Below are 23,613 nucleotides of genomic sequence, written 5' to 3' on the forward strand. Positions count from 1 at the left end.
GAGGGTTTGCCGGTGTCGATCTGGCAGAAGTCGCAGCGCCGGGTGCATTCGGAGCCGCCGATCAGGAAGGTGGCTTCCTTGTCTTCCCAGCATTCGAAGATGTTCGGGCAGCCGGCCTCCTCACACACGGTGTGGAGGCCCTCCTTCTTGACGAGGTTTTTGAGCTGGACGAACTCCGGGCCCATCTGGACCTTGGCCTTGATCCATTCCGGCTTCCGTTCCACCGGTGTGGCCGCGTTTCGCTGCTCAATGCGCAGCATCTTCCGGCCTTCTGGTGCCAGTGTCACAGTAGAGCTCCTTCTGGGGTTGCAACTAGAGCTTGTTCATTCTTGCGCAGTTCTTCGGTGATCCGCGACATGAGGTCCGCCGGGGTGACGTCCCTGCCAAGTTCCTGGGCGATCGTGGTGACTCCGGCGTCGCTGATCCCGCAGGCGATGATCTGGCCGTAGGGGGCGAGATCGTTGTTGCAGTTGATCGCGAAGCCATGCATGGTGACACCTTCGTGGACGCGGATGCCGATGGCCGCGATCTTGCGGTCCGGACCCTTTTCGTCCTGTTCGATCCAGACGCCCGCGCGGCCCTTGATCCGGACGGCGGCGATGCCGTAGTCCGCCAGGACGGCGATGATGACCGCTTCCAGCCGCTCCACGTAGTCGCGGATGCCAGCCTTGTTCTTCAGTTTGATGATGGGGTAGCCAATGAGCTGGCCGGGGCCGTGCCATGTCAGCTTGCCGCCGCGGTCCACGGCCACAACGGGAGTTCCGTCAAAGGGCCGTTCGTGGTCTTCGGTGCGCTTGCCTGCGGTGTAAACCGCGGCGTGTTCGAGCAGCAGTACAGTGCTGGGTGCGGTGCCCGCGAGGACCTTTTCATGCAATTCGCGCTGGATGTCCCATCCGCGCGTGTAATCGACGAAGTCCGGGGCGAGACCCAGCTGTTTGAACTCAAGAGTCATGGCATCAAGCTTAGACCCCGCCGCACCCACCTCCCGTTTGTGTGCTTAAGCTCTCATGCCTGTGGATAACTTCTGCACGATTCCGCGCAATCGACTATTCCTTGGGTATGGAAGATCTCCCGCCGGCCGCCGGTGCGGCCCCCCAGGTTCCCGGTTACGACGTCGGACGGCTGCTGGGGCGCGGCGGCAGCGCCACGGTCTGGCTGGTGACCGAACAGTCAACGGGCCGCGAGTTCGCCCTGAAATGCTTCGATGCCGACCGCGCCGCACCGGAAGAATCCGAGGCCGGGGACGTCATGCGGCGCGAAGTACGGATCCTCTCCGCCCTGGCACACAGCCACCTGCTTCGCGTGCATGCCGTGGTGCGCCTGCCGGTTCACGACTCTGGCGGCTGCGGCCTCGGGCTTGCGCTGGACTACGCACCCGGCGGCTCGCTGGCGACGCTCGTGGGAAGCCGGGGACGTCTGGGTCCCGGCGAAACGGTGACGGTCCTGACTCCCATCGCGGAGGCCCTGGCATACCTTCACGGCCAAGGCTTCACCCACGGTGATGTGGCCCCCGGCAACGTGCTCTTCACGGCTGACGGCAAACCGCTGCTGGCCGATCTCGGCGTCGCGCGCATGGTGGCCGACGCCGCTCCGGTCGCCGAAGAGGGCACAGCAGGATTCCAGGATCCCGCCCCGTCGGACGCTGTGCGGGCCGGGCTGCAGCCCGAACGCGACATTTACGCCCTGGCCGCCCTGGGCTGGTATTGCCTCACCGGACGGGCCCCCGAGCCCGGCCCGCATCGTCCACCGCTGAGCCTGCTGGTCCCGGAGGTGCCGGCAGCGTTGGTTGCCGCCCTCGAAGCGGGGCTGGGCGGGGAACGCCGGGAGCGTCCCCCGGCGGCGGAGTTTGCCGCTCTGGTCTACCGCAGCGCCCGGGCGGAGCCCGTCGATCTGTCGGTCTCCGTGCACCCCACGGTCATCCCCCAACTGCTCACACGCAAGGCCGTGCAGTCCGGCCCGGGCCGGCGCCCAGGCGCTATCCGGAAAACCGGACTCCACCGCGGATTCCGGCGGACTCCCGCGCGGCGGGCGCTGCTTCCCGCTCTCGCCGCTGCAGTCCTGCTGGCCGGCATCTGGCTGCTGGCCGATGGCGGGCCGGCCTCCGACGCCGTCGCCGGGCTGTTTCCAGGGTTCGTGTCCGGCCACGATGCGCCGGTGCAGACAGGAAGTCCCGTGGGCCGCGAGGGACCGGCGGAGGGGCCGGTTGGCGGGCCGCCGCCCCCCACCGCCGCCGGCGGGGCCACCGCAATCCTTCCCGATCTTGAGGCACTCCTGGCCTCCGCCGACCCGGTGGAGGCGGTCCGCGGCCTGGCCCGGCTCCGTTCACTGGCACTGAGCTCCGGCGACTTCAGCCTGCTCGATGCCGTCAACGCCCCGGACTCGGCGGCCGCCGCCTCGGACGGCCGCATCAAAGCGCAGCTCAGCGCCTCCGGCCACGTCCTGGCCGGATTCTCGACCTCCCTGACCCGGATCGAGACCACCGCGGAGAGCAGCCCCGCCCGGGCAGTGGTGGCCATCACCACTGCACCTTCCGCTTACCGGGAAATCGATGGGAACGGCGCCACGGTGGCCGAAGTACCCGCCGCCTCCGCACAGCAGCTTCACCTGGTCCTGGTGCCCGTCGACGGGCGCTGGCGGATCCAGGACGTGCTACCTCCGGGGCCCGGAGCCGGCTAGGGTTCCACGCTTCAGGGCGCGGTGGTAACCTCCCACCGAGACGGCTGCTAGCGAGAGCCTGACGCCGGAGAGGGACGCCATGTCGACCACGGTTCCGAAGAAGCAGATGACCGTCATTCAAGCCGCGTTCATCGGGGTGGGTTCCATGGTGGGCGCGGGAATCTTCGCGCTGCTGGGCGCAGCCGGCGCTGTCGCCGGCTCGGCTGTGTGGGTGTCCTTTCTGGTGGCGGGCGCCATCGCCGGCCTACAGGGGTACTCGTTCGCGAAGCTCGGCGCGACTTACCCATCGGGCGGGGGCATGCTGGCCTACCTGGCCCGGGGGTTCGGGGAGGGGCACGCTACAGGCATCGTTTCGTGGCTGTTCTACGTGACCGGCGCGATCGTGGGGGCAATGGTGGCGTCGTCCTTCGGTGGATATGCCAGTGCAGTCCTGACCGGTCGCGACCCAGGCTGGGCCAAAGTGTTCGCGGTCGCGCTCATCCTGGTCATGACCGTCCTGAACGCGGTCGGTTCCACGGCGGTCGCAAGAGTCCAGTCCGTGATCGTGAAGATGGTGCTGGCCATCCTGTCCGTGTTCGCGATTGTCACGATCGCGAACTGGAACCCAGCGCTCCTGGATCCGGCCGGATACCCGGGCGTCCGCGAGATCATCGCGAGCGTGGCGTTGACGTTCTTCGCCTTCCTCGGGTTCGGCGTCATCACCTTTACCGCGAAGGATCTGCCTGACCCGTCCCGTCAACTGCCCCGCGCCATGTACCTGGCGCTGGCGATCGCCACGACGGTGTACGTCGCCGTCTCGCTGGGAGTTTTCGGGACCCTGACCGCCGACGAGGTCGTCGCCTACGGCGCCACTGCGCTGGCCGAGGCCGCCAAGCCGACGCTGGGCCAGTTCGGCTATGTGCTGATGGTGATCACCGCCCTTCTCTCCACTTCCGGGGCGGTGAACGCCAGCCTCTATCCTTCCGTGGGGATGACCCGGCATCTCGCCTCGGTGGGACAGTTTCCACCGGTCTTCGGCCGCTCCGTGGGCCGCAGGCAGGTGCCGGTTGGGCTGCTGGTCATGGCCGGCCTCGCGGCGGTGATGGTGGTGACGTTCAACCTCAACAGCATCGCGTCGCTTGGAAGTGCGGTAGCCTTGCTCATTTTCTCCGCGGTCACGATGGCCCACTTCAAGGTGTACCGGGAGACCGGGGCCAAGCTTTTGGTGCTTATCATCGCCCTGATTGCGACCTTGGGAACGTTCGTCGTGTTCTGCACAACCACGCTCGTCAATGAACCCGCCACCGCCGCCGCGCTGGTGGTCATCCTTGCACTGGCGCTGATCACCGATTTGCTGTGGAAGCGCGCCCGAAACCGCGCAAATTAGCACCCCGGCGATCTGACGTATAGGGGAGTTGGGGGCTATTCCCTGCTAATTCCTAGGTCCATGCTGTAGGCACCGAGCACTTTGTGTGATAAAGGGGGCAGTGGGCATGTTCAAGCCGACGACTACTCGCCCCAGGCGGTTTAGCTCCGCCTGGCCCGTGGCGCAGACCACGGGGCACTGGAGGGTGTGGCTCACGTGAGCGAACAGGCAGTGACCCGGCCGAAGGCACCACCGGCCGTTTGGATCTCCTGGGTGGCCCTGGCATTGATGACCACGAGTTCGGTGGCCAGTCTCCGTGCGGCCCCGACCATGGCCGTCTACGGCCTCGCCTCAGTCTTCCTCTACGTGGTTCCCGCGATCGTCTTCCTCCTCCCGACCTCCCTCGTGTCGGCCGAGTTGGCCTCCGGATGGAAGGGCGGCATCTACAACTGGGTATCGTCCGGAATCTCCAAACCGATGGGCTTCCTGGCGGTCTGGTGCCAGTTCGCGATGACGATTTTCTACTATCCAACCCTGCTGGGATTCGTCGCGAGCACGCTCGCCTACGTCTTCAACCCGGCGCTGGCCAGCAGCGGCGTGTGGACGGCCTTGGTGATCGTGGTGTTCTACTGGGCCGGCGTGTACGTCTCATCCCGCGGCACGAAGGGTGTGGCGGGCCTGGCCAGCGGTGGCCTGATCATCGGCACCCTGATCCCGGGCGCCCTGCTCGTCATCCTGGGTGTGGTCTTCCTCGGCCAGGGCAATCCGTCCGCTGCTCCGATGACCGCGGCAAACTTCTTGCCCGAATGGGCCGGGCTGGCCAGCCTGGTGCTGATCGTGAATAACTTCCTGTCCTATAGCGGCATGGAGATGAACGCTGTGCACGTGTCCTCGCTGAAGGACCCGGGTAAGGAGTATCCGAAGTCGATGTTCCTGGCCATGGGACTGGTACTGCTGATCTTCATCCTGCCGGCGCTGGCGATCAGTTGGATCGTTCCGGCCGATGAACTCTCCCTCACAGCCGGTGTCATGCAGGCCTTTGACGCGGTGCTGGCCTCCTTCAACCTCCAGGCGCTGACACCGATCCTCGGGATCATGCTGGTGGCCGCCTCCCTCGGCGGCATGCTGACCTGGCTGGCCGGTCCGTCCAAGGGCCTGCTGCTGATCTCGCGTGAGGAAGGATACCTCCCGCCGTTCCTGCAGAAACTGAACAAGAACGGCATCCAGCAGAACCTCCTGCTGGTCCAGGGGCTCGTCACCACCGTGATCGCGCTTGGCTACGCGCTGATCCCGGATGTTTCCAGCGCGTACTGGATCTTCTCGGTGATCACCACGCAGGTCTACCTGATCATGTACCTGCTGATGTTCGTGGCCGCCGTCCGGCTGCGCCGCAACGACCCGGACCACGCGCGTGGCTTCCGGGCGCCAATGCTGGTTGGGCTCTGCGGCGTCGGTTTTACCGCCTCCCTGGCCGCCCTGCTCGTCGGGTTCGTCCCGCCTTCGCAGTTTGGCAACGGCGATCCGGCCGTCTATTTCCTGATCGTCGCCGGCGGCGCGCTGGGACTGGGCCTGCTCGTGCCGTTCCTCTTTTACAGGTTCCGCAAACCCTCGTGGAAGCTGCCGGAGCAAGACGCTCAGACGGAGGCACCTAGGTCATGAGCACGCATCAGGAGTCCTCGACCAGGCGCAGCCGCTCGGTGGTTTACATAGTTGCCATGATCCTGCTGGTGGTGTTCGCCGTCGTCGCATTGCTGAATTTCCGGTCGGCGAGGGAGACACAACAATCCCTGGCGAAGGCCGACCAACTGATCGCGGCGATCGAATCAGCCGGCGGGACGGCACCCTCGCGCGAGCAGATAGCTCGGGTGCTCGGTGACGACGGCGGTGCCGTTTGCGCGAACCCGAACAGCGCGTTGAGCCGGGCCACCTTCTTGAGCCAGCTGGCGAACGGGGCAACCGGGCCGGGATACAGGCCGGTGATCGGGAACGCCCGGATCGCCGTCGGCGAGCTCGCGATTATCAAGGTCTATTGCCCGGACCAGCTCGCTGAGTTCCAGGAGTTCATCGACGACCTCAAGACGTACCACACGGGTGGTGCGTGAGCCGTGGACCTGCGCGCCCGCATCACCGATCTGATGGGTCCGGCACGGGAGGAGCTCGCCGAGTTTGTGGCCATCCGGTCGGTGGCGGATGCGCGGCAGTTTCCCGTCGAGGAGTGTGCCAAGGCTGCCCAGTGGGTGCTGGACAAGTTCGCCGGACTCGGATTTACGGATGTGCACCTCGAACGGACCCCGGACGGCTCCGACGCGGTGGTGGGCTCCAGGCCCGGACCCGATCCGGACGCGCCCACCGTGCTCCTCTACGCGCACTACGACGTCCAGCCACCCCTCGATGACTCGGCATGGCGGACCCCGCCCTTCGAGCTCACTGAAGTGGACGGCCGCTGGTACGGCCGGGGCGCCGCCGATTGCAAGGGAAACATCCTCGCCCACCTGCTCGCCCTCAGGGCGCTTAGCAGCGACGTACCGGTGAACTTGAAGCTGGTGGTCGAGGGGTCGGAGGAACAGGGCACCGGCGGGCTCGAGGCGTTCGTCGCCGGCCACCCGGACCTGCTCCGTGCCGACACCATCCTGGTCTGCGACACCGGCAACGCCGCCGTGGGCCACCCCGCCGCGACCGTAACTCTGCGCGGGATGGTCAATGTCGTGGTGACGGTGGAGGCGATGGCGTCAGAGCTCCACTCCGGCATGTTTGGCGGTGCTGCCCCCGACGCGCTCGCCGCACTGATCGCCATGCTGGCATCACTGCGGGACCGGCAAGGCAACACGACGGTCATGGGATTGGACAACGCCCAGACCTGGACCGGTGCCCCCTATCCGCCAGAGCAGTTCCGCACCGACGCCGGCGTCCTGGAGGGAGTGTCCTTGCTGGGGGACGGCACCGTGTCCGACATGCTCTGGGCGCGGCCCGCGGTCACCGTGCTCGGCATCGACTGCCCGGCGGTGACCGGCTCGACGGCGGCGATTGTGCCGCGGGCCTCGGCGCGCCTGAACCTGCGCGTCCCGCCGGGCATGGCGGCCGCCGACGCGCACACGGCGTTGGTCAGCCACCTCAAGGCGGCCGCGCCCTGGGATGTCCACGTCACGGTGGACCTCGAGGCCATCGGGTCGCCATTCCAGGCGGCAGTCGGCGGCCCGGCCTTTGAAGCCATGAGCGTCGCGATGTCCCAGGCCTACGGCACGCCCATGACAACCCTGGGGCAAGGGGGATCGATCCCGCTCTGCAACGTCTTCGCCGACACCTACCCGGACGCGGAGATCATCCTGCTCGGCGTCGAGGAGCCGCTCGCCCTGATCCATGCACCGAATGAGAGCGTCGATCCGGGCGAGATCAGGGCCCTGGCAGAGTCCCTGGCCCTCTTCCTCCGGAGGTACGCGACGCTGCACGGCTAATAGCGGCAGCTAGCCGCGCCCTGCCACCCAGGCGGCGGCCCCGGCGAGGGACGGGTGCTTCCAGGCGAAGCTGTTCTCCGCCAGGACGGCCGGCTCCAGCCGCTGGCTCGCGAGCAGCAGTTCTTCGGCGAGATCGCCCATCACCAGCCGCAGCACCGGGGCCGGTACCCGCAGCGCCGCCGGCCGGTGCAGCGCCCTGGCCAGTTGCGTGATCAGGGAATTCACATCTGCGGCTTCGGGGGCGCAGACGTTGACCGGCCCGGACACGGGCGCCGAGAGAAGGAAGGAAAAGGCGGCAGCCACATCCGGCAGAGTGATCCACGGCCAGAACTGCCGGCCATCGCCGAGCGGGCCGCCGACACCCAGGCGCAGCAGCGGCAACAGCCGGCCCAGTGCGCCGCCGGAACGGCTCAGGACGACGCCGGTGCGGGGCGTGACCACCCGGACTCCGGCAGGCGCCTCATGCGCCGCGGCCTCCCAGTCGACGCAGATCCGGGACAGGGTGCCGGTGCCGGCCGGCGCGTTCTCGCGCAGCACCGCCGTACCGGCGTTGCCGTAGTAACCGGAGGCCGACTGGCTCAGGAACACGGCGGGCGGCGCGTCGGTGCGCGCCATGGCGGCCGCGAGGGTCCGGGTAGCCCCCAGCCGGGAGGCGCGGAGCTCGTTGACCCGCGCCTTGGTCCAGGGTCGGTCGCCGATTCCGGCGCCGGAGAGGTTGACCACCGCGTCCGCGCCCTTCAGCGCGGTGTCGTCGATCCGGCCGGCAGCCGGGTCCCACTGGAACTCGGCTGGGGACGCAGGGGCACGCCTGACCAGGGCGACGACGTCGTGCCCCTCGCTGCGCAGTGCACCCGAAAGGGCAGTTCCGATCAGCCCGGAGGCCCCGGCAATAAGGATTCGCATGATCCATCTCACCATGCCCGGCACGGCCGCGAAACCTCCCGGGCCGTAAGGACCGTTGTGGCTATGATCGAACGATGACCCCCTCGAGTTACTTCCGTTTCCCGCATCTGCACGGCGATCTGGTCACCTTTGTGGCCGAGGACGACGTCTGGATTGCACCCGTGGGCGGGGGCCGCGCCTGGCGCGTATCCTCCCTGCAATTGCCGGCCCGCAACCCGCGCTTCACCCCCGACGGCAAGCGTCTTGTCTGGACCGTCGTCCAAGGGACTGCCCCGGAAGTCGTCACGGCCAACGTCGACGGCGGCGGCTACAGCCAGTTGAGCTACTTCGGCCACCCTTCCACCCGGGTCAAGGGTTTCACCCCCGACGGCGACGTCCTGGTGACCAGCGCGTTCCGCCAGTCCGACAGCCGTCACACCCACGCCTACAGCCTCCCCGTGACCGGCGGCTGGGCGCAGGAACTCCCGTTCGGCCCGGTCGAGTCCGTGGCCTATGGCCCCGTCGTCGGCGACGAACGCCCTGTGGTGCTCGCCAGTGTCCTCTCGCGTGAGCCGGCCTGGTGGAAGCGCTACCGCGGCGGCGCCGCCGGCAAGCTGTGGATCGACGCCGACGGAAACGGTGAATTCGTCCGGCTCGCTGCCGCGCTGGACGGAAACCTCACGGACCCCCTGTGGGTCAAGGGACGGATCGCGTTCCTGTCCGACCACGAGGGTTACGGAAACCTCTATTCCGTCCTGCCCAACGGCAGCGACCTGCGGCGCCACACGGACCACGAGGACTTCTATGTCCGCCACGCCGCGACCGACGGCGAACGCGTGATCTTCGAATCGGCCGGTGAGCTCTGGCTGCTGCCCAGCCTCGACGCCGAGGCCGTCAAGCTCGACATTGTGCTCGGTTCCGCCTCGCAGGCGCGCCGGCCCGCCCCGCTGAAGCCCTCGAAGCACCTTGGCGACGTCGTGCCGGACCGCACGGGCGCGTCCAGTGCCGTCGAATCCCACGGAACCGTCCACTGGCTGCGGCACAAGGACGGCCCTTCCCGTGTCCTCGAGGCCACCCCGGGCGTCCGGGCACGGCTGCCGCGGCCCTTCGGCGAGGGCCGGATCGCCTATGTCGCCGACCACGACGGCGTCGAGGCCCTGTACCTGAAAGCCATTGCGGCGCCCCTGGCCGGAGCGGCTGCGGCAGCATCGAAGGCCCCGCAGCCGGCCGTGCAGTCCGCTGCCGAGTCAACGGCCCAGCCCGCTGCCTCCGCCGAGGACGCCGGCATGCAGTTGCCGAAGCCGGTGTCCGCAGCCGCCCTGACCGGCGCAGGATCAATCCCCGCCGCTGCAAACGGTTCCGTGTCCGGCCAGGTCACAGCGGTCCCGGCTGCTGCAGACGCAGCCGGCTCCATCTCCGGCTCCGAGCCCGACCGGGCCGGTGCGGGCGCCGCCGTGGAGGCCGCGCCTGCCGCCGATGAGCTGACGCGGATCGACTTCCCCAAGCCCAGCCGGACCAGCGCCATCGAAGCCAGCCCGGACGGGCGCTGGCTCGCCGTCGGCACGGCGTTCGGTGATATCTACCTTGCCGACACCCGCACGGGCACGATATCCCAGCTGAGCAGCATCGGCGAGGGCAGCATTGAGGGATTCACATGGTCCCCGGACTCCGCGTGGCTCGGCTGGTCCGAGCCGGTCACGTCCTTCGGGTCCCGCAGCCGGCTCCGGATCACCCGGATCGACGGCGGCACCGGAGCTGCGATCATTGACGTCACCGACGGCCGGTTCCGCGACGAGTCGCCGTCGTTCACCCCGGATGGCAAATACCTCGCCTTCCTCTCCAACCGCAGTTTCGACCCGGTCTACGACGGGCACTCCTTCGATCTGTCCTTCCCGAGCCCGATCAAGCCGTACCTCGTCGCCCTCGCCGCCGACACACCTTCGCCCTTCGGCCCGAGCGTCGACCTCCACTTCGACGCCGACGCCGCGGCAGGTGCCGCCGGAACAGCGGGTGCTGCGTCCGGGCCGCAGCCGGCCGCCAAACCCCTGCCGTCCGTGCGGGTCGACGCCGAGGGCCTGGCCCACCGCGTCATCGGGGTCCCGGTGCCGCAAGGCAACTACGCCGGGCTCACCGCCGTCGCCGGCGCCCTGCTCTGGCTGGACAGCGAGCTCGCCGGCACCACCGGTGAGGGCCGGGCCAGCCTCGAGGACAAGGGCGCGGTGCCGAGCCTGGTCCGCTACGACCTGGCCAAGCGCCGCACCGCCACGATCGTTGAGGCCCTGGACAGCTACCGGCTCTCCGGCGACGGCGAAAAGGTCGTGTTCATCCAGGACAAGCAGATCCGCGTGGCGCCGGCCGCCGCCAAGGCCGATGAGGACTCCGGCCAGCTGGTCAAGGTGGACCTTGGCCGGATCCGGGTGCAGCTGGACCCACTCAGTGTGTGGGGCCAGGCCTTTGACGAGGCATGGCGGCTCCAGCGCGACTTCTTCTGGACCGAGGACATGGCCGGCCAGGACTGGGAGTCCGTCCACGCCCGCTACCGCCCGGTGGTGGAACGCCTCGGCTCCCATGACGACCTGGTGGACCTGCTGTGGGAGCTGCACGGCGAGCTCGGCACCTCCCACGCCTACGTCCGGCCCATGGCCGCTGTCGAGAACGGCAGCAGCCCGCAGGGCCGCCTCGGCGCGGACCTGGGGTTCACCGGCGAGGGGTGGGAAATCACCCGCATTCTGGCGGGGGAGTCCTCTGACCCGCTGGCCACTTCGCCGCTGACCCGTCCCGGCGCCGACGCGAAGCCGGGCGACGTCCTGCTGGCGATCGACGGCGTCGAACTGACCCAAACGCGGACCCCGGCAATGCAGCTGGTCGGCGCGGCCGGCCGCGCCGTGGAACTTACCCTGCGCAATGGCGCCGGCCATGGTGCGGCCGCGGGCGCCCAGCGCCGCGTGGCCGTGGTCCCGGTCAAGGACGAGGAGCGCCTGCGCTACCAGGAATGGGTCTCCGGCAACCGGCGAACTGTCCGGGAAGCCTCGAACGGGACGTTCGGCTACCTGCACATCCCGGACATGATGGCCAACGGCTGGGCACAACTCCACCGCGACCTCGACACCGAAACGGCCCTGGACGGACTGATCGTCGATGTCCGGCGCAACCGTGGCGGCCACACCTCCCAGCTCGTGGCCGAACTTATCGGGCGCAAGGTCACCGGCTGGAGCATGCCGCGCGGGGAAAAGCCGCGGACGTACCCGCACCACGCTCCCCGCGGACCGGTCATCATTCTCACCGATGAGTTCGCCGGCTCCGATGGCGACATCATCACGCAGGTCTCCAAGCTGCGGGGGATCGGGCCCGTCATTGGCACCCGCACCTGGGGCGGCGTCGTCGGGATCGACAACCGCTTCGCGCTGGCCGACGGCACCGGCGTCACCCAGCCGCGCTACGCCACCTGGTTCGCCGGTGGCGTTGGCTGGGGCGTGGAAAACTTCGGCGTCACCCCGGATATCGAGGTGACCTTCCCTCCGCACGCCTACGCCGCCGGAACCGACCCGCAGCTGGAGTACGGCATCGGGGCGCTGAAGGAAATGATCCAGGAACTGCCCACGGACCGTCCGCCGCTGCGCGAGGGTTACCGCCGGGTCCGGCCCGCACCGCTGCCTGCGCGCCGGCAGGCCGGCCAGGCCTAGGCGCTCCCGGGCGCGGCCCGCACAGACGGTCCGCGCAGGACAGATGGCAAGGCCCCCGCCACCCTGGACATCCAGGGCGGCGGGGGCCTTCGTCTTACTGCGGCCGGGCTAGGAGGCCAGGGTGGCGTCCAGGGTGATCTCGATGCCGGTCAGGGCAGCGGAGACGGGGCAGCCGGTCTTGGCTTCCTCGGCCAGCCGCTGGAAATCGTCGGCGGAAATGCCGGGGACGCGCGCGGCCAGGGTGAGGTGGCTGCCGGTGATCCCGGTACCGGGCTGGAAGGTCACGTCGGCCTTGGTGTTGATCTCCTCGGCCGTGTGGCCGGCCTGGGCCAGGGCGTTGCTGAAGGCCATCGAGAAGCACGCGGAGTGCGCTGCCGCAATGAGCTCCTCGGGGCTGGTCTTGCCCTCGGCGGCCTCGGCGCGCGCCTTCCAGGTGACGTCGAAGTTGCCCAGCCCGGAGCTGTCCAGGGTGGTGTTGCCGGCGCCTGTCATCAGGTCGCCATTCCATACAGTGTGTGCGGTGCGTGTTGTAGCCATGTCCACTCCTCGACGTCGTTGTGAATCAGGGGTCCGGCTGGTGCCGGAGCCTGCCGTGATCAATCCTAGGGATTCTGTGCGGCCGCCGCACGGGGGTTCCGCTGTCAGAGGATTGTGACCCGTACAGTGTCGTCATGGAACTTACCGAAGATGCGCAGATGCCAGGGGCGCCCGTGGCGCGTATCGCCACGATTATGGTCAACGCCGTCGACCCCGGGCGCCTGGCCCAGTTCTGGGCCGACTTGTTGGGCACGGCGGTCTCCTCGCGCTTCGAGCAGTTCGTCTGGCTGGAACCCGCCGGCACCGGAGCCCCGCAGCTGGCCTTCCAGCAGGTCCAGGACCCCACCGAGGGCAGGCGGCGCCTGCACCTGGACATCCATGGGCCCGACCCTGCGGCGTTGCGCGCCCGCGCCGAGTCCCTCGGTGCCCGGTTCGTGGAGGGCAATGACATCGGCGACTTCCACTGGGATGTCATGCAGGATCCCGAGGGCAACGAATTCTGCATCGCCGGCGACTGACAAGCCGGTTTAACGGCGGCAGTTAAACGACGGCGGCGCCGCACCCCGGCGGGGGGAGCGGCGCCGTCATGGCCGGTGCAGTCAGCCGGCTACTGCCACAGGGTCGCGATCGCGACGTTGAGCAGTGCCAGGCCGCCAACGCTGTTCGCGAGGCCCTTGCTGATCGGCTCGCCCTTCTTGTACTTGCGGCGGCCAATGAAGGCCAGGACGCCGACGATCAGGGCGATGACAAGCTTGACGCCGAGCTTGGCGTAGTTGGCGTTCATGTCCAGGGCCGGGATCAGCCCCATCATGATGATGCCCGTGATCAGCTGCAGCATTGCGCCGTCGAACTGGCGCGGGTGGACGGTGGGCTTCTTCATCTGGCCGATCCAGATGCCGACAATCATGGCGGCGCCGATGATGTGCAGGAAGACCATGACGTTATAGACGATGTTCATGGCATCAGTGTAGCCAGAGTCTTCTACGCACCGTAGTAGGACCCGCCGCGGCCCCGGGGCGGAACAGCAAAAACGGCGACGGCGGCACGGGCTCCGGTGGTTTCCCACCGGAGCCCGCACCGCCGTCGCCGTCGGTATGCGCTTTTAGACCTAGAGTCCGAGGTCGGCCTCGAAGGCGCCTTCCTCAAGGCGTGCCTTCAGCGTCTGCAGGAAGCGTCCTGCGTCGGCGCCGTCGACCAGGCGGTGATCGTACGTCAGGGAGAGGTACATCATCGAACGGATGGCCAGCGAGTCATCGCCGTTCTCGTCGGCGACCACTACGGCCCGCTTGACGATCGCGCCGGTGCCGAGGATGGCAACCTGCGGCTGGTTGATGATCGGAGTGTCGAACAGGGCACCCACCGAACCGATGTTGGTGATGCTGAAGGTGCCGCCGGAAAGCTCGTCCGGGCCGATCTTGCCGTTGCGGGTGCGGTCGGCGACGTCGGCGATCTTGCCGGCCAGGCCTGCCAGGTTCAGGTTGCCGGCATCCGAGATGACCGGAACCAGCAGGCCCTTGTCGGTGTCCACCGCAATCGCCAGGTGCTCAGCGTTGTGGTAGGTGATCTCCTGCTTGTCCTCGTCGTAGGAGGCGTTGACCTTCGGGTGCTGCTTCAGGGCCTCGGCAACAGCCTTGGCGATGAAGGGCAGGAAGGTCAGCTTGGAGCCGTTCTGGGCCTGGAAGGAGTTCTTGGCCTTGGCGCGCAGCTTGGCAACCTTGGTCATGTCGACCTCATGGACCTGGGTCAGCTGGGTGGAGATGTCCAGCGACTCGCGCATGCGGCGGGCAATGACCTGGCGGATGCGCGGGGCCTTCTGCACGGTGCCGCGCAGCGAGGACGCTGCGCCTGCGGATGCTGCGGCTGCCGGCGCAGATGCGGCGGGGGCTGCCGCGGGGGCTGCGGCCGGTGCTGCCTTTGCCTCGGCAGCTGCCAGCACATCCTGCTTGCGGATGCGGCCGCCGACGCCGGTGCCGGTCAGGGCAGCGATGTCGACACCCTGCTGGTTGGCCAGCTTGCGGACCAGGGGAGTGACGTAGCCGGACTCTGCCGGTGCGGCAGCTGCTGCCGCAGGCGCGGGAGCTGCCGGAGCGGCGGGCGCTGACGGAGCAGCCGCTGCGGGAGCTTCCTGCTTGGGAGCCACCGGTGCTGCTGCCGCAGGCGCGGGAGCTGCCGGCGCTTCCTGCTTGGGAGCTTCCGGTGCTGCTTCCTGCTTGGGGGCCGCGGCGGGCGCCGGTGCGGCCGGTGCCGCTGCGCCGGAACCGATGACGGCCAGGACGGAGCCGACCTCGGCCGTCTCGTCCTCGTTGACGCGGATTTCCAGAAGGGTTCCGGCAACCGGGGACGGGATTTCGGTGTCGACCTTGTCGGTGGAAACCTCGAGCAGCGGCTCGTCGACCTCTACGGTGTCGCCGATGCTCTTCAGCCAGCGGGTCACAGTGCCTTCGGTGACGCTTTCACCCAGGGCAGGCAGCGTGACGTCGTGTCCTTCCCCCGCTGGAGCAGAATCCGGAGCAGAAGCCGGAGCGGCGGCAGGGGCCTCGGCGGCCGGAGCCTCCGCGGGAGCCTCTTCTGCGGCCGGCGCAGCTGCGGCGGGAGCCGGTGCCTCTTCGGCGGCTGCGGCCGGAGCCTCTGCGGGGGCGGCCTCGCCGGAGCCGATGCGGACCAGCGGGGCGCCAACTTCAGCGGTCTCGTCCTCGGCGACGAGGATTTCCTCGATCACGCCGGCGATCGGAGAGGGGATCTCGGTGTCGACTTTGTCGGTGGAGACTTCGAGCAGCGGCTCGTCCACCTCTACCCGGTCACCGACCTGCTTGAGCCAGCGGGTGACGGTTCCTTCGGTGACGCTCTCACCGAGGGCGGGCAAGTTAACGGATTCAGACATGTCGTCCCCGTTCTCCTTATTGATCTTTAGTGCGGATGATTGCTGCCTTGGTCGAGCTTAGTGCACCCGGCTTTTCGGGCCGGGTGCACCAGGCTCTGAGTTCATGCGATGGTGCGGGCGGAGCTGCTAGCCGTGGAGGGGCTTGCCCGCCAGCGCCAGATGCGCCTCGCCCAGGGATTCGTTCTGGGTGGGGTGGGCGTGGACCAGCTGGGCCACGTCCTCCGGGTAGGCTTCCCAGTTCACGATCAGCTGTGCTTCACCGATCTGCTCGCCCATGCGGGCGCCGATCATGTGGACGCCGACCACGGGGCCGTCCTTCTGGCGGACCAGCTTGACCAGGCCGGACGTGCCCAGGATGGAGCTCTTGCCGTTGCCGGCCAGGTTGTATTCCTGGGTCTGGATCTGGTCCTCGCCGAACTTCTCCTTGGCGGCCTTCTCGCTGTAGCCGACGGTGGCGATCTCGGGTTCGGAGTAGGTGACCTTGGGGATGTTGACGTCCTCGACGATGACCGGCTTCAGGCCGGCGATCTCTTCGGCGACGAAGATGCCCTGCTGGTAGCCGCGGTGCGCCAGCTGCACGCCGGGGACGATGTCGCCGACGGCGAAGATGTTGCCGACGCCGGTGTGCAGGCGCTCGTTGGTGATGACGAAGCCGCGGTCGATCGTGATCCCGGCCTCTTCGTAGCCGAGGTTCGCCGTGACGGGGCCGCGGCCCACAGCAACAAGCAGGAGGTCGGCCTCGAAGGTCTTGCCGTCCACGAGGGTGACCTTGACGCCGTCGTCGTTCTGCTCGACGCCCTGGAAGAAGACACCGGTGGAGAACTTGATGCCGCGCTTCTTGAAGGCGCGCTCGAAGGCCTTGACGATCGTGGCGTCCTCGTTCGGAACCAGCGACGGGAGGCCTTCGACGATCGTGACGTCGACGCCGAAGGACTTCCAGACCGAGGCGAACTCGACACCGATTACGCCGCCGCCCAGGATGATCGCGCTCTTAGGGATGTAATCCATGGTGAGGGCTTCGTCGGAGGTGATGACCTTGCCGCCGATTTCCAGGCCCGGCAGGGTGCGGGAGTAAGAGCCGGTCGCGAGGACAATGTTCTTGCCCTTGTACGCGGTGCCGTTCACGACGACGGTGTCGGTGCCCTGAAGCTTGCCTTCACCCTCAATGACGGTGATGCCCTTCTTGCCCTTGATCAGACCCTGCAGGCCCTTGAACTTGCCGGCAATGATGCCGTCCTTGTAAGCGTTGACAGCCGTGATGTCGATGCTGTCAAGGGTCACGTTGACGCCGTACTTGGCCGAGTCGCGGGCGTGGTCCGCCAGCTCTGCCGAGTGCAGCAGGGCCTTGGTGGGGATACAGCCGTTGTGCAGGCAGGTGCCGCCGAGCTTGCCCTTTTCGATGAGGCCGACGGTGAGGCCAAGCTGGACAGCACGCAGTGCGGTGGCGTAGCCGCCGCTGCCGCCGCCGAGTACCAGGATGTCGAATTCTTGCGCAGTTGCCTGATCGGCCACTAAAACGCTCCCTCGCGTGAACGATGACACGAGAGTACGCATCATCTGGTCTTGGAACCTGTCTGCTGTGATTGTGCCAGCCGGCCGGTTCCCTTTCATTTGTGACTACTACATTGGGGTCTGCTTCTGGGAAACAAGGTTTACCTTAGCGAACCACTAATACATGCTCCACCTTGCCATGGCGTTTGTGGAGCGCTTGTGTCCAGTGTCACGCGCCTTTGTGGCCGGGAAGGCATCGCCGCCCCGGCCACAAAGCCGCGATGCGCGCTAGACGGTCTTGGTGAGGATGTCCTCGACGTAGGCCACCAGGGTGCGGACGGTGCAGCCCGTGCCCTGTTTGTGGTTGTAGCCGTAGGGGCTGCCGTTATTAAACGACGGGCCGGCGATGTCGATGTGCGCCCACGGGATCTGTTCCCCGTCCTTGCCCTTGCCAACGAACTCGCGCAGGAAGACGGCCGCCGTCATCATGCCGCCGTGGCGTTCGCCAATGTTGGCGATGTCGGCGACCTGGGAGTCGAGGCTGGCCCGGAGTTCTTCCGGCAGCGGCATGGGCCAGACGAGCTCGCCGGCCCGGTCCGCGGCGGTCTTGATGGCGCCGGTAAGGGAGTCGGAACCCATCACGCCGGCCGTGCGGTCGCCCAGAGCAATGAGCTGGGCGCCGGTGAGGGTTGCGACGTCGATGATGGCATCCGGGAATTCCTGGCTGGCGGCGACGATGCCATCCGCCATGACCAGGCGACCCTCGGCGTCGGTGTTGAGGACCTCGACGGTCTTGCCGCCGAACATCGTCAGAACGTCCGCCGGGCGCTGTGCAGCGCCGGAGGGCATGTTCTCGGCGATGCAGAGCCACGCGGTCGCCTTGACGGGCAGCCCGAGGCCCGCGAGGGCCAGGACGGTGTTGAGGACGACGGCGGCACCCGCCATGTCGGACTTCATGTCGCCCATGCCCAGGGCCGGCTTGATGGAGATGCCGCCCGTGTCAAAGGTGATGCCCTTGCCCACGAGGGCGATCTTGGCCGTGGCCTTCGCCGGGGCGTATTCGACCTTTACGAGGCGCGGCTGCCGGGTGGAGCCCTTGCCGACGCCGAGGATGCCGCCGAATCCCTCCTTCTCAAGACGCTTCTCGTCCCAGACGGTCACCTTCACCGGCAGGCCCTTGGACAGTTCCTTGGCGGCGTCGGCAAAGGACTCGGGGTAGAGGTGGCTCGGCGGCTGGTTGACCAGCGTGCGGGTCGAGTTCACGGCCGTGCCGATCAGGGATGCCCGGTTCAGGACCGGCGCCAGCGCCTTGTCCGTGGCGAAGTCGGTGCGGATGATGACGTTCTTCACCGGGTCCTTGAGCCCGTCCTTGGAGGACCGGAACTCTGTATAGGAGTAGGCGCCCATCGCGGCGCCCTCGGCGACCGCCGCGACCTCGGCCAGGGTGGTCGTGGGCAGGGCCAGGGTGACGGTGGCGACGCCGGCCAGCTGGCGGACGGCCGAGCCGGCGGCGCGGCGCAGTGCCTCCTCGGAGAGCGGCTGCGTGGCGGAAAGCTTGCCGACGCCGGCGAGCAGCAGGATGGTCGCTCCCGCCTCGGGCAGGCCGGGCAGCCGGTGAGCCTGGTCCGCCGCGCCGGTGATGCCAAGAACGCTCAGTGATTCCGCCAGGGCCTCCGCGGCCTTGGCCGTCAGCGGATTGTCGAGCAGAACGGGGCCGTCAGGACCCTGTCCGACGCCGATGACGAGGGCATCGCTGGGGGACTTCTTCAAATCCCCTGCGACTGCACTAAGTTTGACTTCACTATTCTTGACCACGAGGACAGTCCTCAATTCTCTGTGATGGTTCTCGGTGATATTCGGCAGGAACTGCATGTTTGGCGTCCTGCCACGGATCCCGGGGCGCCGTCGGTCTGGGACGCAACCCGGTGTCTGCAAAACAAGCCCTAGGGCCATCACCGATCGTAGTCTCTCGACCGTGCGGAAATTCAATCGAATGAGAGCTGGAGCACACCCCGGGCAGGAATTAGCCCGGGCGCCGGGGCGTTGTATTGGTAGAGACGCTGCGGAGCGGTGAGTGCTCCATGGGACTGGCCGGCAGGATCCGCCTGACTGGCCGTTCTGCCAGGCACCGCCCGAATGGCGGATTGCGCCCCGCTTCTCCCACCGCCGCCCTCGTGAAAGGAACACGCCGTGATTGAACGGATTTCCGGCTCTTTGCTGGATCCCCAGTCGCTCTATATCCGTGATGACGCGCTGTTCTCCAGCACCGAACTGCGCGGACTCAACCTCGTCATGGGGTTCACCGGCTTCGCCGACGCGGGCCACGTGGTCCGGCAGATCACCGCTGAACTGCTGGACACGCTCGATACCGAGATGATCGCCGAGTTCGACGCCGACCAGCTGATCGACTACAGGTCCCGGCGCCCGCAGGTCAGCTTCGTCGAGGACCACCTGCAGGACTACCAGGCACCGAGCCTGGCCCTCTACCGGCTGGTCGACGGACTGGGCAGCCCGTTCCTGCTCCTCGCGGGGTTCGAACCGGACCTGCAATGGGAGCGCTTCGCTCGCGCCGTCGTCGGCCTCGTCGAAGAGCTCGACGTCAACCTCGTCACCTGGATCCATTCGATCCCGATGCCCGTGCCCCACACCCGGCCGGTCGGTGTGACCGTGCACGGCAACCGGCCGGAGCTGATCGAGGGAATCTCGGTCTGGAAGCCCACGGTGGAGGTGCCAGCCGCGGTGGGCCACATCCTGGAGCTGCGGCTGACGGAGGCCGGCCGGAACATCGCCGGCTATGTGATCCATGTGCCGCACTACCTGGCCGAAGCCGAGTACCCCACGGCCGCCGTGGCCGGGCTCGAGTACCTGGGCGCGGCAACGTCGCTCATGCTGCCGACCGATCGTTTGCGCGAGGCGGGACGCGAGGTGGGCCGGCAGATAGCCGAGCAGATCGAGGCATCCGAGGAGGTCCAGCAGGTGGTCTCACGGCTGGAGACCCGGTACGACGAAAAGGCCGAGGGGACGGTCCGGAGGTCGCTGCTGGCTGATGAGAACGACCAGCTCCCCAATGCCGACGCCCTTGGTGCCGCCGTCGAGGCGTACCTGGCCCGTAAAGAACCCGGCGAATAAATACTATTTATCATGAACCGGGCATAATGGGGGAGTGACCTCTCCCCGCGCCTGGCTGATCTGGATCGTCGGGATCTTCGCCTATCTCGTGGCGGTCAGCCAACGGACCTCTTTCGGTGTGGTCGGCCTGGAGGCAACGGAACGCTTCCACGCCAGCGCCGCGGAGATCTCCTTCTTCACCGTGCTGCAGCTGCTGGTTTATGCGGCGCTGCAGATTCCCGTGGGGATTCTGGTGGACCGGTTCGGCTCCCGCGCGATGCTGGCGGGCGGTGGTGTCCTGATGGGACTCGGCCAGCTTCAGCTGGCGTTTGCCGACAACATACCCGGCGGAGTCCTGGGACGTGTCTTGGTGGGCGCCGGTGACGCCATGACGTTTATTTCCGTCATCCGGCTTATCCCGCTCTGGTTTGCCCCGGGGCGCGTCCCGCTCCTGACGCAGTTGACCGGCATGTCCGGCCAGCTCGGCCAGCTCTTCAGCGTGGTGCCGTTCGCCATGATCCTGCACTCCGCGGGGTGGACGCCGGCCTTCCTGACGCTCGCCGCAATGTCCGGCCTCGCCGTCGTGCTGGTGCTGATCCTGCTCCAGGACCTTCCGCCCGGGCACTCCGCACCGGCACAGTCCCAGGGGCTGCGCGCCACCGGCATTTCGCTGGGTCACGCCTGGCGGCAACCCGGGACCCGGCTCGGGCTGTGGAGCCACTTCACCGTCCAGTTCAGTGGCACGGTTTTTGCCATGACGTGGGGCTACCCTTTCCTGATTTCCGCCGAGGGGCTGGACCGCGGCACGGTCTCGGCCCTCATGGCGCTGTACGTCGCCGGCGCCATCGCCGCCGGACCGCTGATGGGCAGATTCGTTGCCCGGCATCCGCTGCGGCGCTCCACTATGGTGCTGCTCATTTCCGGATGCACCGCTGCCGCCTGGGCGGCAGTTCTGCTGGTGCCGGGACGCGCGCCGCTCTGGCTCTTGGCAGCGCTGGTGGTGACCCTCGCCGTCGGCGGCCCCGGTTCCATGATCGGCTTCGATTTCGCCCGGACCTTCAACCCGGCCCACCGGCTCGGCACCGCCACCGGGATCGTCAACGTGGGTGGCTTCATCGCCGCGCTCGTGTCCATTTACCTGATCGGGCTGGTGCTCGACGTCCTGCATGCCACCGGGTTCTCGCAGGGGGAGCTCTACGGCCTGGATCCGTTCCGCGTGGCCCTGAGCGTGCAGTTCCTGGTGCTGGCCGGGGGAGCAGGAGCCATCGTGGTGACCCGGCGGAAGGTCCGGCGCCAGATGGCGGCCCAGGGAGTCATGGTTCCGCCGCTGCTCAAGTCCCTGGCCGAGCAGCGCAGGCTGGTCGCGGAGCGCCGCCGCACGCCCTGAATATGTGGTGGGCCGGGCTGATCGGTCATCCGTATGGCTGAAGTTGTTCATTATCGGGGTTGAACTAACTCAGAACGAGCGTTGGAGATGTGGACGCCAGCTTAGGGTGAAGGCATGTTCAAACCGATCCAGTCTCTGAGGCTCCTCGCGGCACCGGCCACGTCCGTGCTGCTTCTGGGGACTCTCTTTATCCTGGAGGAGCGACATTTCGACCAGAACAGCGCCCTTCTGTTGGCGCTCCTGACCGGTGTCGCTGTGGCCGAGGTCCTGCCGGCCGCTGCCGTGGGGCTGGTTTTCGCCGCCTTGGCCCTGCAGAGCCTGAAGGTTTTCCCGTTGGTCTTTCTCTCGGGCGTGCTGAGCTACGCTGTCCTTCCGGTGGTCATCTTCGTCGCCGCCATCGGCTGGAAAGCCCGGAACCGGTGGGTCCTCCCCGTTGCTGCTGTCGTATTTGCCGGCATCATCACCGTCAACTGGTTCACCGACCAGACCTGGATCAACATCATCTTCGCCAGCCCGATCTACGGCAGGGGATTACTGCGAACCCTCACCTACGCCTTTCTGATCTTTGGAGCCTACGCCGCCCTGAACCTCGCCGCCTGGGCCGTCGGTGTGGCAGTAAACAACGCCTCGAGGAGCCGAAGGGCGCAGCTCGCGGCGGAAACACGGCTGCGGGAGACCGCGACCGAACTCGCCATCGAACAAGAACGCAACAGAATCGCCGGGGAGCTCCACGACGTCCTGGCACATTCACTGACAGTCATCGTGGCCCAGGCCGACGGAATACGCTTCATCCACCGCACAGAACCGGAAACCGTGGAAGAAGCATCCAAGGTCATCGCCGAATCGGCGAGGACCGCCCTTGTCGAAACGCGCCGGCTCATCGAAGGCTTCTCCACGGAGCTCAGCAACCAACCGACTCACAAAATTGAAGACCTGGTGATTCTTGCCGACCGTCTGAGCTCCAGCGGCATGGCGGTCACGATCGAAACGACGGGCCAGCCATGGGACATGACCGCCGCCCAGCAGCTAACGGTCTACCGCCTGGCGCAGGAAAGCCTCACAAACGCCTTCAAGCACGGAGACCGGAGCCAGGGTACGCACCTGCACCTGGTGTGGACGGCAGGATCCCTTGAGCTCCGCATCAACTCCTCGCTGATCACCAGCCCGGCCGCGACGACAAAGGCCACCCCATCGGGCCGCGGGATAGCAGGAATGAAAGCCCGCGCCGCAGCCGCCGGCGGATGGGTGGAAACAGTCCGCGGCGAAGAGACCTTCGAAGTACTGGCCTTCCTCCCGTCGGCCGGACCTAGGCAGCAGGCAGCGGCCGCCTCCAACGGGCCCCGCCTGCGCTCATTGGAGGGAGCACAACCATGACGACCACACCGATCCGGATTGCCCTGGCCGATGACCAGCCGCTGTTCAGCGCCGGGCTCAAAATGATTCTGCGCAGCCAGGCGGACATGGACCTTGTCGGCGAAGCCGTCAACGGAGAGGCCGCCGTCGAACTCGTGCAGGAGACCTCCCCTGATGTGCTCCTCATGGACATCCGCATGCCTGTCATGGACGGCATCACGGCCACAAGGACGATCCTGGAAAAGTCCACTGGAACTGCCACCAAAATCATCGTGCTGACCACGATCCAGCATGACGAAGCCGTGGTCCGAGCCATCCAGGCCGGCGCCGCCGGTTTCCTGACCAAAGACACCACACCGGACTTCCTGCTGGCCGCCATCCGAACGGTTCACTCGGGGCACTCAGTCACCGCTCCGGCCATCACCAACGAACTGCTACGCGACTACACCACGCCCTCTTCCGGGAACGACGCCGCGCTGGCAGACCTGTCCGGAAGGGAGCGCGACGTGTTTCTCCTTACCGCCAAAGGGCTGGGAAACGCCGAAATCGCGGCCTCACTGGTACTCAGCGAAGCCACCGTGAAATCCCACGTCGGCAGCATCCTGGCGAAACTGAAGCTGAAGAACCGCATCCAGCTCGTCGCCTTCGCTTACGAAAACAACGTCCTCAACTGATATGTAGTGATTGTTTGTCAAGGGCGTGGGGAAGCGGTCCCGGGTTGGGTTGCCCGGGACCGCTTCTCATTTTGCTTGCCGGTGTGTCTGGCGGGGGTGGTCAGCGTGTCAATGGCGACGGCGCGGTCAGACTGATATGCGCGG

General features: G+C 67.3%; 18 protein-coding genes and 1 pseudogene. 11 read left to right on the forward strand and 8 right to left on the reverse strand.

All coding sequences use genetic code 11. From position 1 onward, the window contains the following. Together AC1DBX_RS20265 and lipB are read right to left on the reverse strand one after the other, a co-directional pair. Positions 1 to 287, reverse strand: a pseudogene (locus AC1DBX_RS20265) (lipoyl synthase); the annotation flags it as partial. Continuing rightward, positions 284 to 952, reverse strand: a complete 669-nt coding sequence (gene lipB, locus AC1DBX_RS20270; protein WP_230007918.1) for a lipoyl(octanoyl) transferase LipB — start codon at positions 950 to 952, stop codon at positions 284 to 286. The gene lipB and the pseudogene AC1DBX_RS20265, both read right to left, overlap by 4 nt. 107 nt (positions 953 to 1,059) lie before the next feature. Between lipB and AC1DBX_RS20275 the strand changes: the two genes are divergently transcribed. From AC1DBX_RS20275 to AC1DBX_RS20295, 5 genes are all read left to right on the forward strand, one after another. After that, entirely contained in the window at positions 1,060 to 2,676 is a 1,617-nt protein-coding gene (locus AC1DBX_RS20275) for a serine/threonine-protein kinase (protein WP_476932621.1), read from the forward strand. A gap of 79 nt (positions 2,677 to 2,755) precedes the next feature. Further along, positions 2,756 to 4,042: an APC family permease gene (locus tag AC1DBX_RS20280; protein WP_476932622.1), complete on the forward strand. Its 1,287-nt coding sequence runs from the start codon at positions 2,756 to 2,758 to the stop codon at positions 4,040 to 4,042. A 195-nt stretch (positions 4,043 to 4,237) separates the two neighbouring features. After that, positions 4,238 to 5,680 (forward strand): glutamate/gamma-aminobutyrate antiporter GadC, encoded by a 1,443-nt coding sequence (gadC, locus tag AC1DBX_RS20285; RefSeq protein ID WP_476932623.1) that lies wholly within the window; start codon positions 4,238 to 4,240, stop codon positions 5,678 to 5,680. Beyond that, entirely contained in the window at positions 5,677 to 6,123 is a 447-nt protein-coding gene (locus AC1DBX_RS20290; protein ID WP_476870594.1) for a hypothetical protein, read from the forward strand. Before gadC ends, AC1DBX_RS20290 begins: the two co-directional genes overlap by 4 nt. A gap of 3 nt (positions 6,124 to 6,126) precedes the next feature. Next, on the forward strand, positions 6,127 to 7,473 hold the full coding sequence (locus AC1DBX_RS20295; protein ID WP_476932624.1) for a M20/M25/M40 family metallo-hydrolase: 1,347 nt from the start codon (positions 6,127 to 6,129) through the stop codon (positions 7,471 to 7,473). Between the two features lie 9 nt (positions 7,474 to 7,482). On the opposite strand, the gene AC1DBX_RS20300 is transcribed toward AC1DBX_RS20295, so the two are convergent. Then, complete coding sequence (locus AC1DBX_RS20300) at positions 7,483 to 8,376, reverse strand: TIGR01777 family oxidoreductase (protein ID WP_476850445.1); 894 nt, start codon at positions 8,374 to 8,376, stop codon at positions 7,483 to 7,485. Between the two features lie 74 nt (positions 8,377 to 8,450). Between AC1DBX_RS20300 and AC1DBX_RS20305 the strand changes: the two genes are divergently transcribed. After that, on the forward strand, positions 8,451 to 12,038 hold the full coding sequence (locus AC1DBX_RS20305) for a S41 family peptidase (RefSeq protein WP_476932625.1): 3,588 nt from the start codon (positions 8,451 to 8,453) through the stop codon (positions 12,036 to 12,038). 108 nt (positions 12,039 to 12,146) lie between these two features. On the opposite strand, the gene AC1DBX_RS20310 is transcribed toward AC1DBX_RS20305, so the two are convergent. Further along, positions 12,147 to 12,575 (reverse strand): OsmC family protein, encoded by a 429-nt coding sequence (locus AC1DBX_RS20310; RefSeq protein ID WP_026266249.1) that lies wholly within the window; start codon positions 12,573 to 12,575, stop codon positions 12,147 to 12,149. Positions 12,576 to 12,709: 134 nt separating this feature from the next. Between AC1DBX_RS20310 and AC1DBX_RS20315 the strand changes: the two genes are divergently transcribed. Beyond that, positions 12,710 to 13,093, forward strand: coding sequence for a VOC family protein (locus AC1DBX_RS20315; RefSeq protein ID WP_476932626.1), 384 nt, complete (start codon positions 12,710 to 12,712; stop codon positions 13,091 to 13,093). Positions 13,094 to 13,182: 89 nt separating this feature from the next. Here AC1DBX_RS20315 and AC1DBX_RS20320 read toward each other — a convergent pair whose 3' ends face one another. From AC1DBX_RS20320 to AC1DBX_RS20335, 4 genes are all read right to left on the reverse strand, one after another. Beyond that, the gene (locus AC1DBX_RS20320) at positions 13,183 to 13,533 is read right to left on the reverse strand and encodes a hypothetical protein (protein WP_018772389.1); all 351 of its coding nucleotides are present in this window, start codon (positions 13,531 to 13,533) and stop codon (positions 13,183 to 13,185) included. A gap of 150 nt (positions 13,534 to 13,683) precedes the next feature. After that, on the reverse strand, positions 13,684 to 15,456 hold the full coding sequence (gene sucB, locus AC1DBX_RS20325; protein ID WP_476932627.1) for a 2-oxoglutarate dehydrogenase, E2 component, dihydrolipoamide succinyltransferase: 1,773 nt from the start codon (positions 15,454 to 15,456) through the stop codon (positions 13,684 to 13,686). A 126-nt stretch (positions 15,457 to 15,582) separates the two neighbouring features. Next, positions 15,583 to 16,968, reverse strand: a complete 1,386-nt coding sequence (lpdA, locus tag AC1DBX_RS20330) for a dihydrolipoyl dehydrogenase (RefSeq protein ID WP_018772391.1) — start codon at positions 16,966 to 16,968, stop codon at positions 15,583 to 15,585. A gap of 267 nt (positions 16,969 to 17,235) precedes the next feature. Then, entirely contained in the window at positions 17,236 to 18,762 is a 1,527-nt protein-coding gene (locus AC1DBX_RS20335; RefSeq protein ID WP_476870600.1) for a leucyl aminopeptidase, read from the reverse strand. 375 nt (positions 18,763 to 19,137) lie between these two features. Here AC1DBX_RS20335 and AC1DBX_RS20340 point away from each other — a divergent pair, with 375 nt between their 5' ends. The 4 genes from AC1DBX_RS20340 to AC1DBX_RS20355 all read left to right on the forward strand — a co-directional run bounded on the left by AC1DBX_RS20340 (position 19,138) and on the right by AC1DBX_RS20355 (position 23,469). After that, a complete protein-coding gene (locus AC1DBX_RS20340) occupies positions 19,138 to 20,076 on the forward strand; it encodes a proteasome assembly chaperone family protein (protein WP_476850450.1) in 939 nt (312 codons plus the stop codon). Between the two features lie 34 nt (positions 20,077 to 20,110). Then, a complete protein-coding gene (locus tag AC1DBX_RS20345; RefSeq protein ID WP_476932628.1) occupies positions 20,111 to 21,442 on the forward strand; it encodes an MFS transporter in 1,332 nt (443 codons plus the stop codon). Between the two features lie 114 nt (positions 21,443 to 21,556). Beyond that, entirely contained in the window at positions 21,557 to 22,816 is a 1,260-nt protein-coding gene (locus tag AC1DBX_RS20350) for a sensor histidine kinase (protein WP_476932629.1), read from the forward strand. Further along, positions 22,813 to 23,469, forward strand: a complete 657-nt coding sequence (locus tag AC1DBX_RS20355; protein WP_476932630.1) for a response regulator — start codon at positions 22,813 to 22,815, stop codon at positions 23,467 to 23,469. Before AC1DBX_RS20350 ends, AC1DBX_RS20355 begins: the two co-directional genes overlap by 4 nt. The last annotated feature ends 144 nt before the right edge of the window (positions 23,470 to 23,613 follow it).

The organism is Arthrobacter sp. 10N44_2, assembly GCF_056394385.1.

Bases quoted from the DNA above. Each gene is read 5' to 3' on its own strand.
- lipB (WP_230007918.1), bottom strand. From the start codon at position 952: ATGACTCTTGAGTTCAAACAGCTGGGTCTCGCCCCGGACTTCGTCGAT.
- AC1DBX_RS20275 (WP_476932621.1), top strand. From the start codon at position 1,060: ATGGAAGATCTCCCGCCGGCCGCCGGTGCGGCCCCCCAGGTTCCCGGT.
- AC1DBX_RS20280 (WP_476932622.1), top strand. From the start codon at position 2,756: ATGTCGACCACGGTTCCGAAGAAGCAGATGACCGTCATTCAAGCCGCG.
- AC1DBX_RS20290 (WP_476870594.1), top strand. From the start codon at position 5,677: ATGAGCACGCATCAGGAGTCCTCGACCAGGCGCAGCCGCTCGGTGGTT.
- AC1DBX_RS20300 (WP_476850445.1), bottom strand. From the start codon at position 8,376: ATGCGAATCCTTATTGCCGGGGCCTCCGGGCTGATCGGAACTGCCCTT.
- AC1DBX_RS20305 (WP_476932625.1), top strand. From the start codon at position 8,451: ATGACCCCCTCGAGTTACTTCCGTTTCCCGCATCTGCACGGCGATCTG.
- AC1DBX_RS20310 (WP_026266249.1), bottom strand. From the start codon at position 12,575: ATGGCTACAACACGCACCGCACACACTGTATGGAATGGCGACCTGATG.
- AC1DBX_RS20315 (WP_476932626.1), top strand. From the start codon at position 12,710: ATGGAACTTACCGAAGATGCGCAGATGCCAGGGGCGCCCGTGGCGCGT.
- AC1DBX_RS20320 (WP_018772389.1), bottom strand. From the start codon at position 13,533: ATGAACATCGTCTATAACGTCATGGTCTTCCTGCACATCATCGGCGCC.
- sucB (WP_476932627.1), bottom strand. From the start codon at position 15,456: ATGTCTGAATCCGTTAACTTGCCCGCCCTCGGTGAGAGCGTCACCGAA.
- AC1DBX_RS20350 (WP_476932629.1), top strand. From the start codon at position 21,557: ATGTTCAAACCGATCCAGTCTCTGAGGCTCCTCGCGGCACCGGCCACG.
- AC1DBX_RS20355 (WP_476932630.1), top strand. From the start codon at position 22,813: ATGACGACCACACCGATCCGGATTGCCCTGGCCGATGACCAGCCGCTG.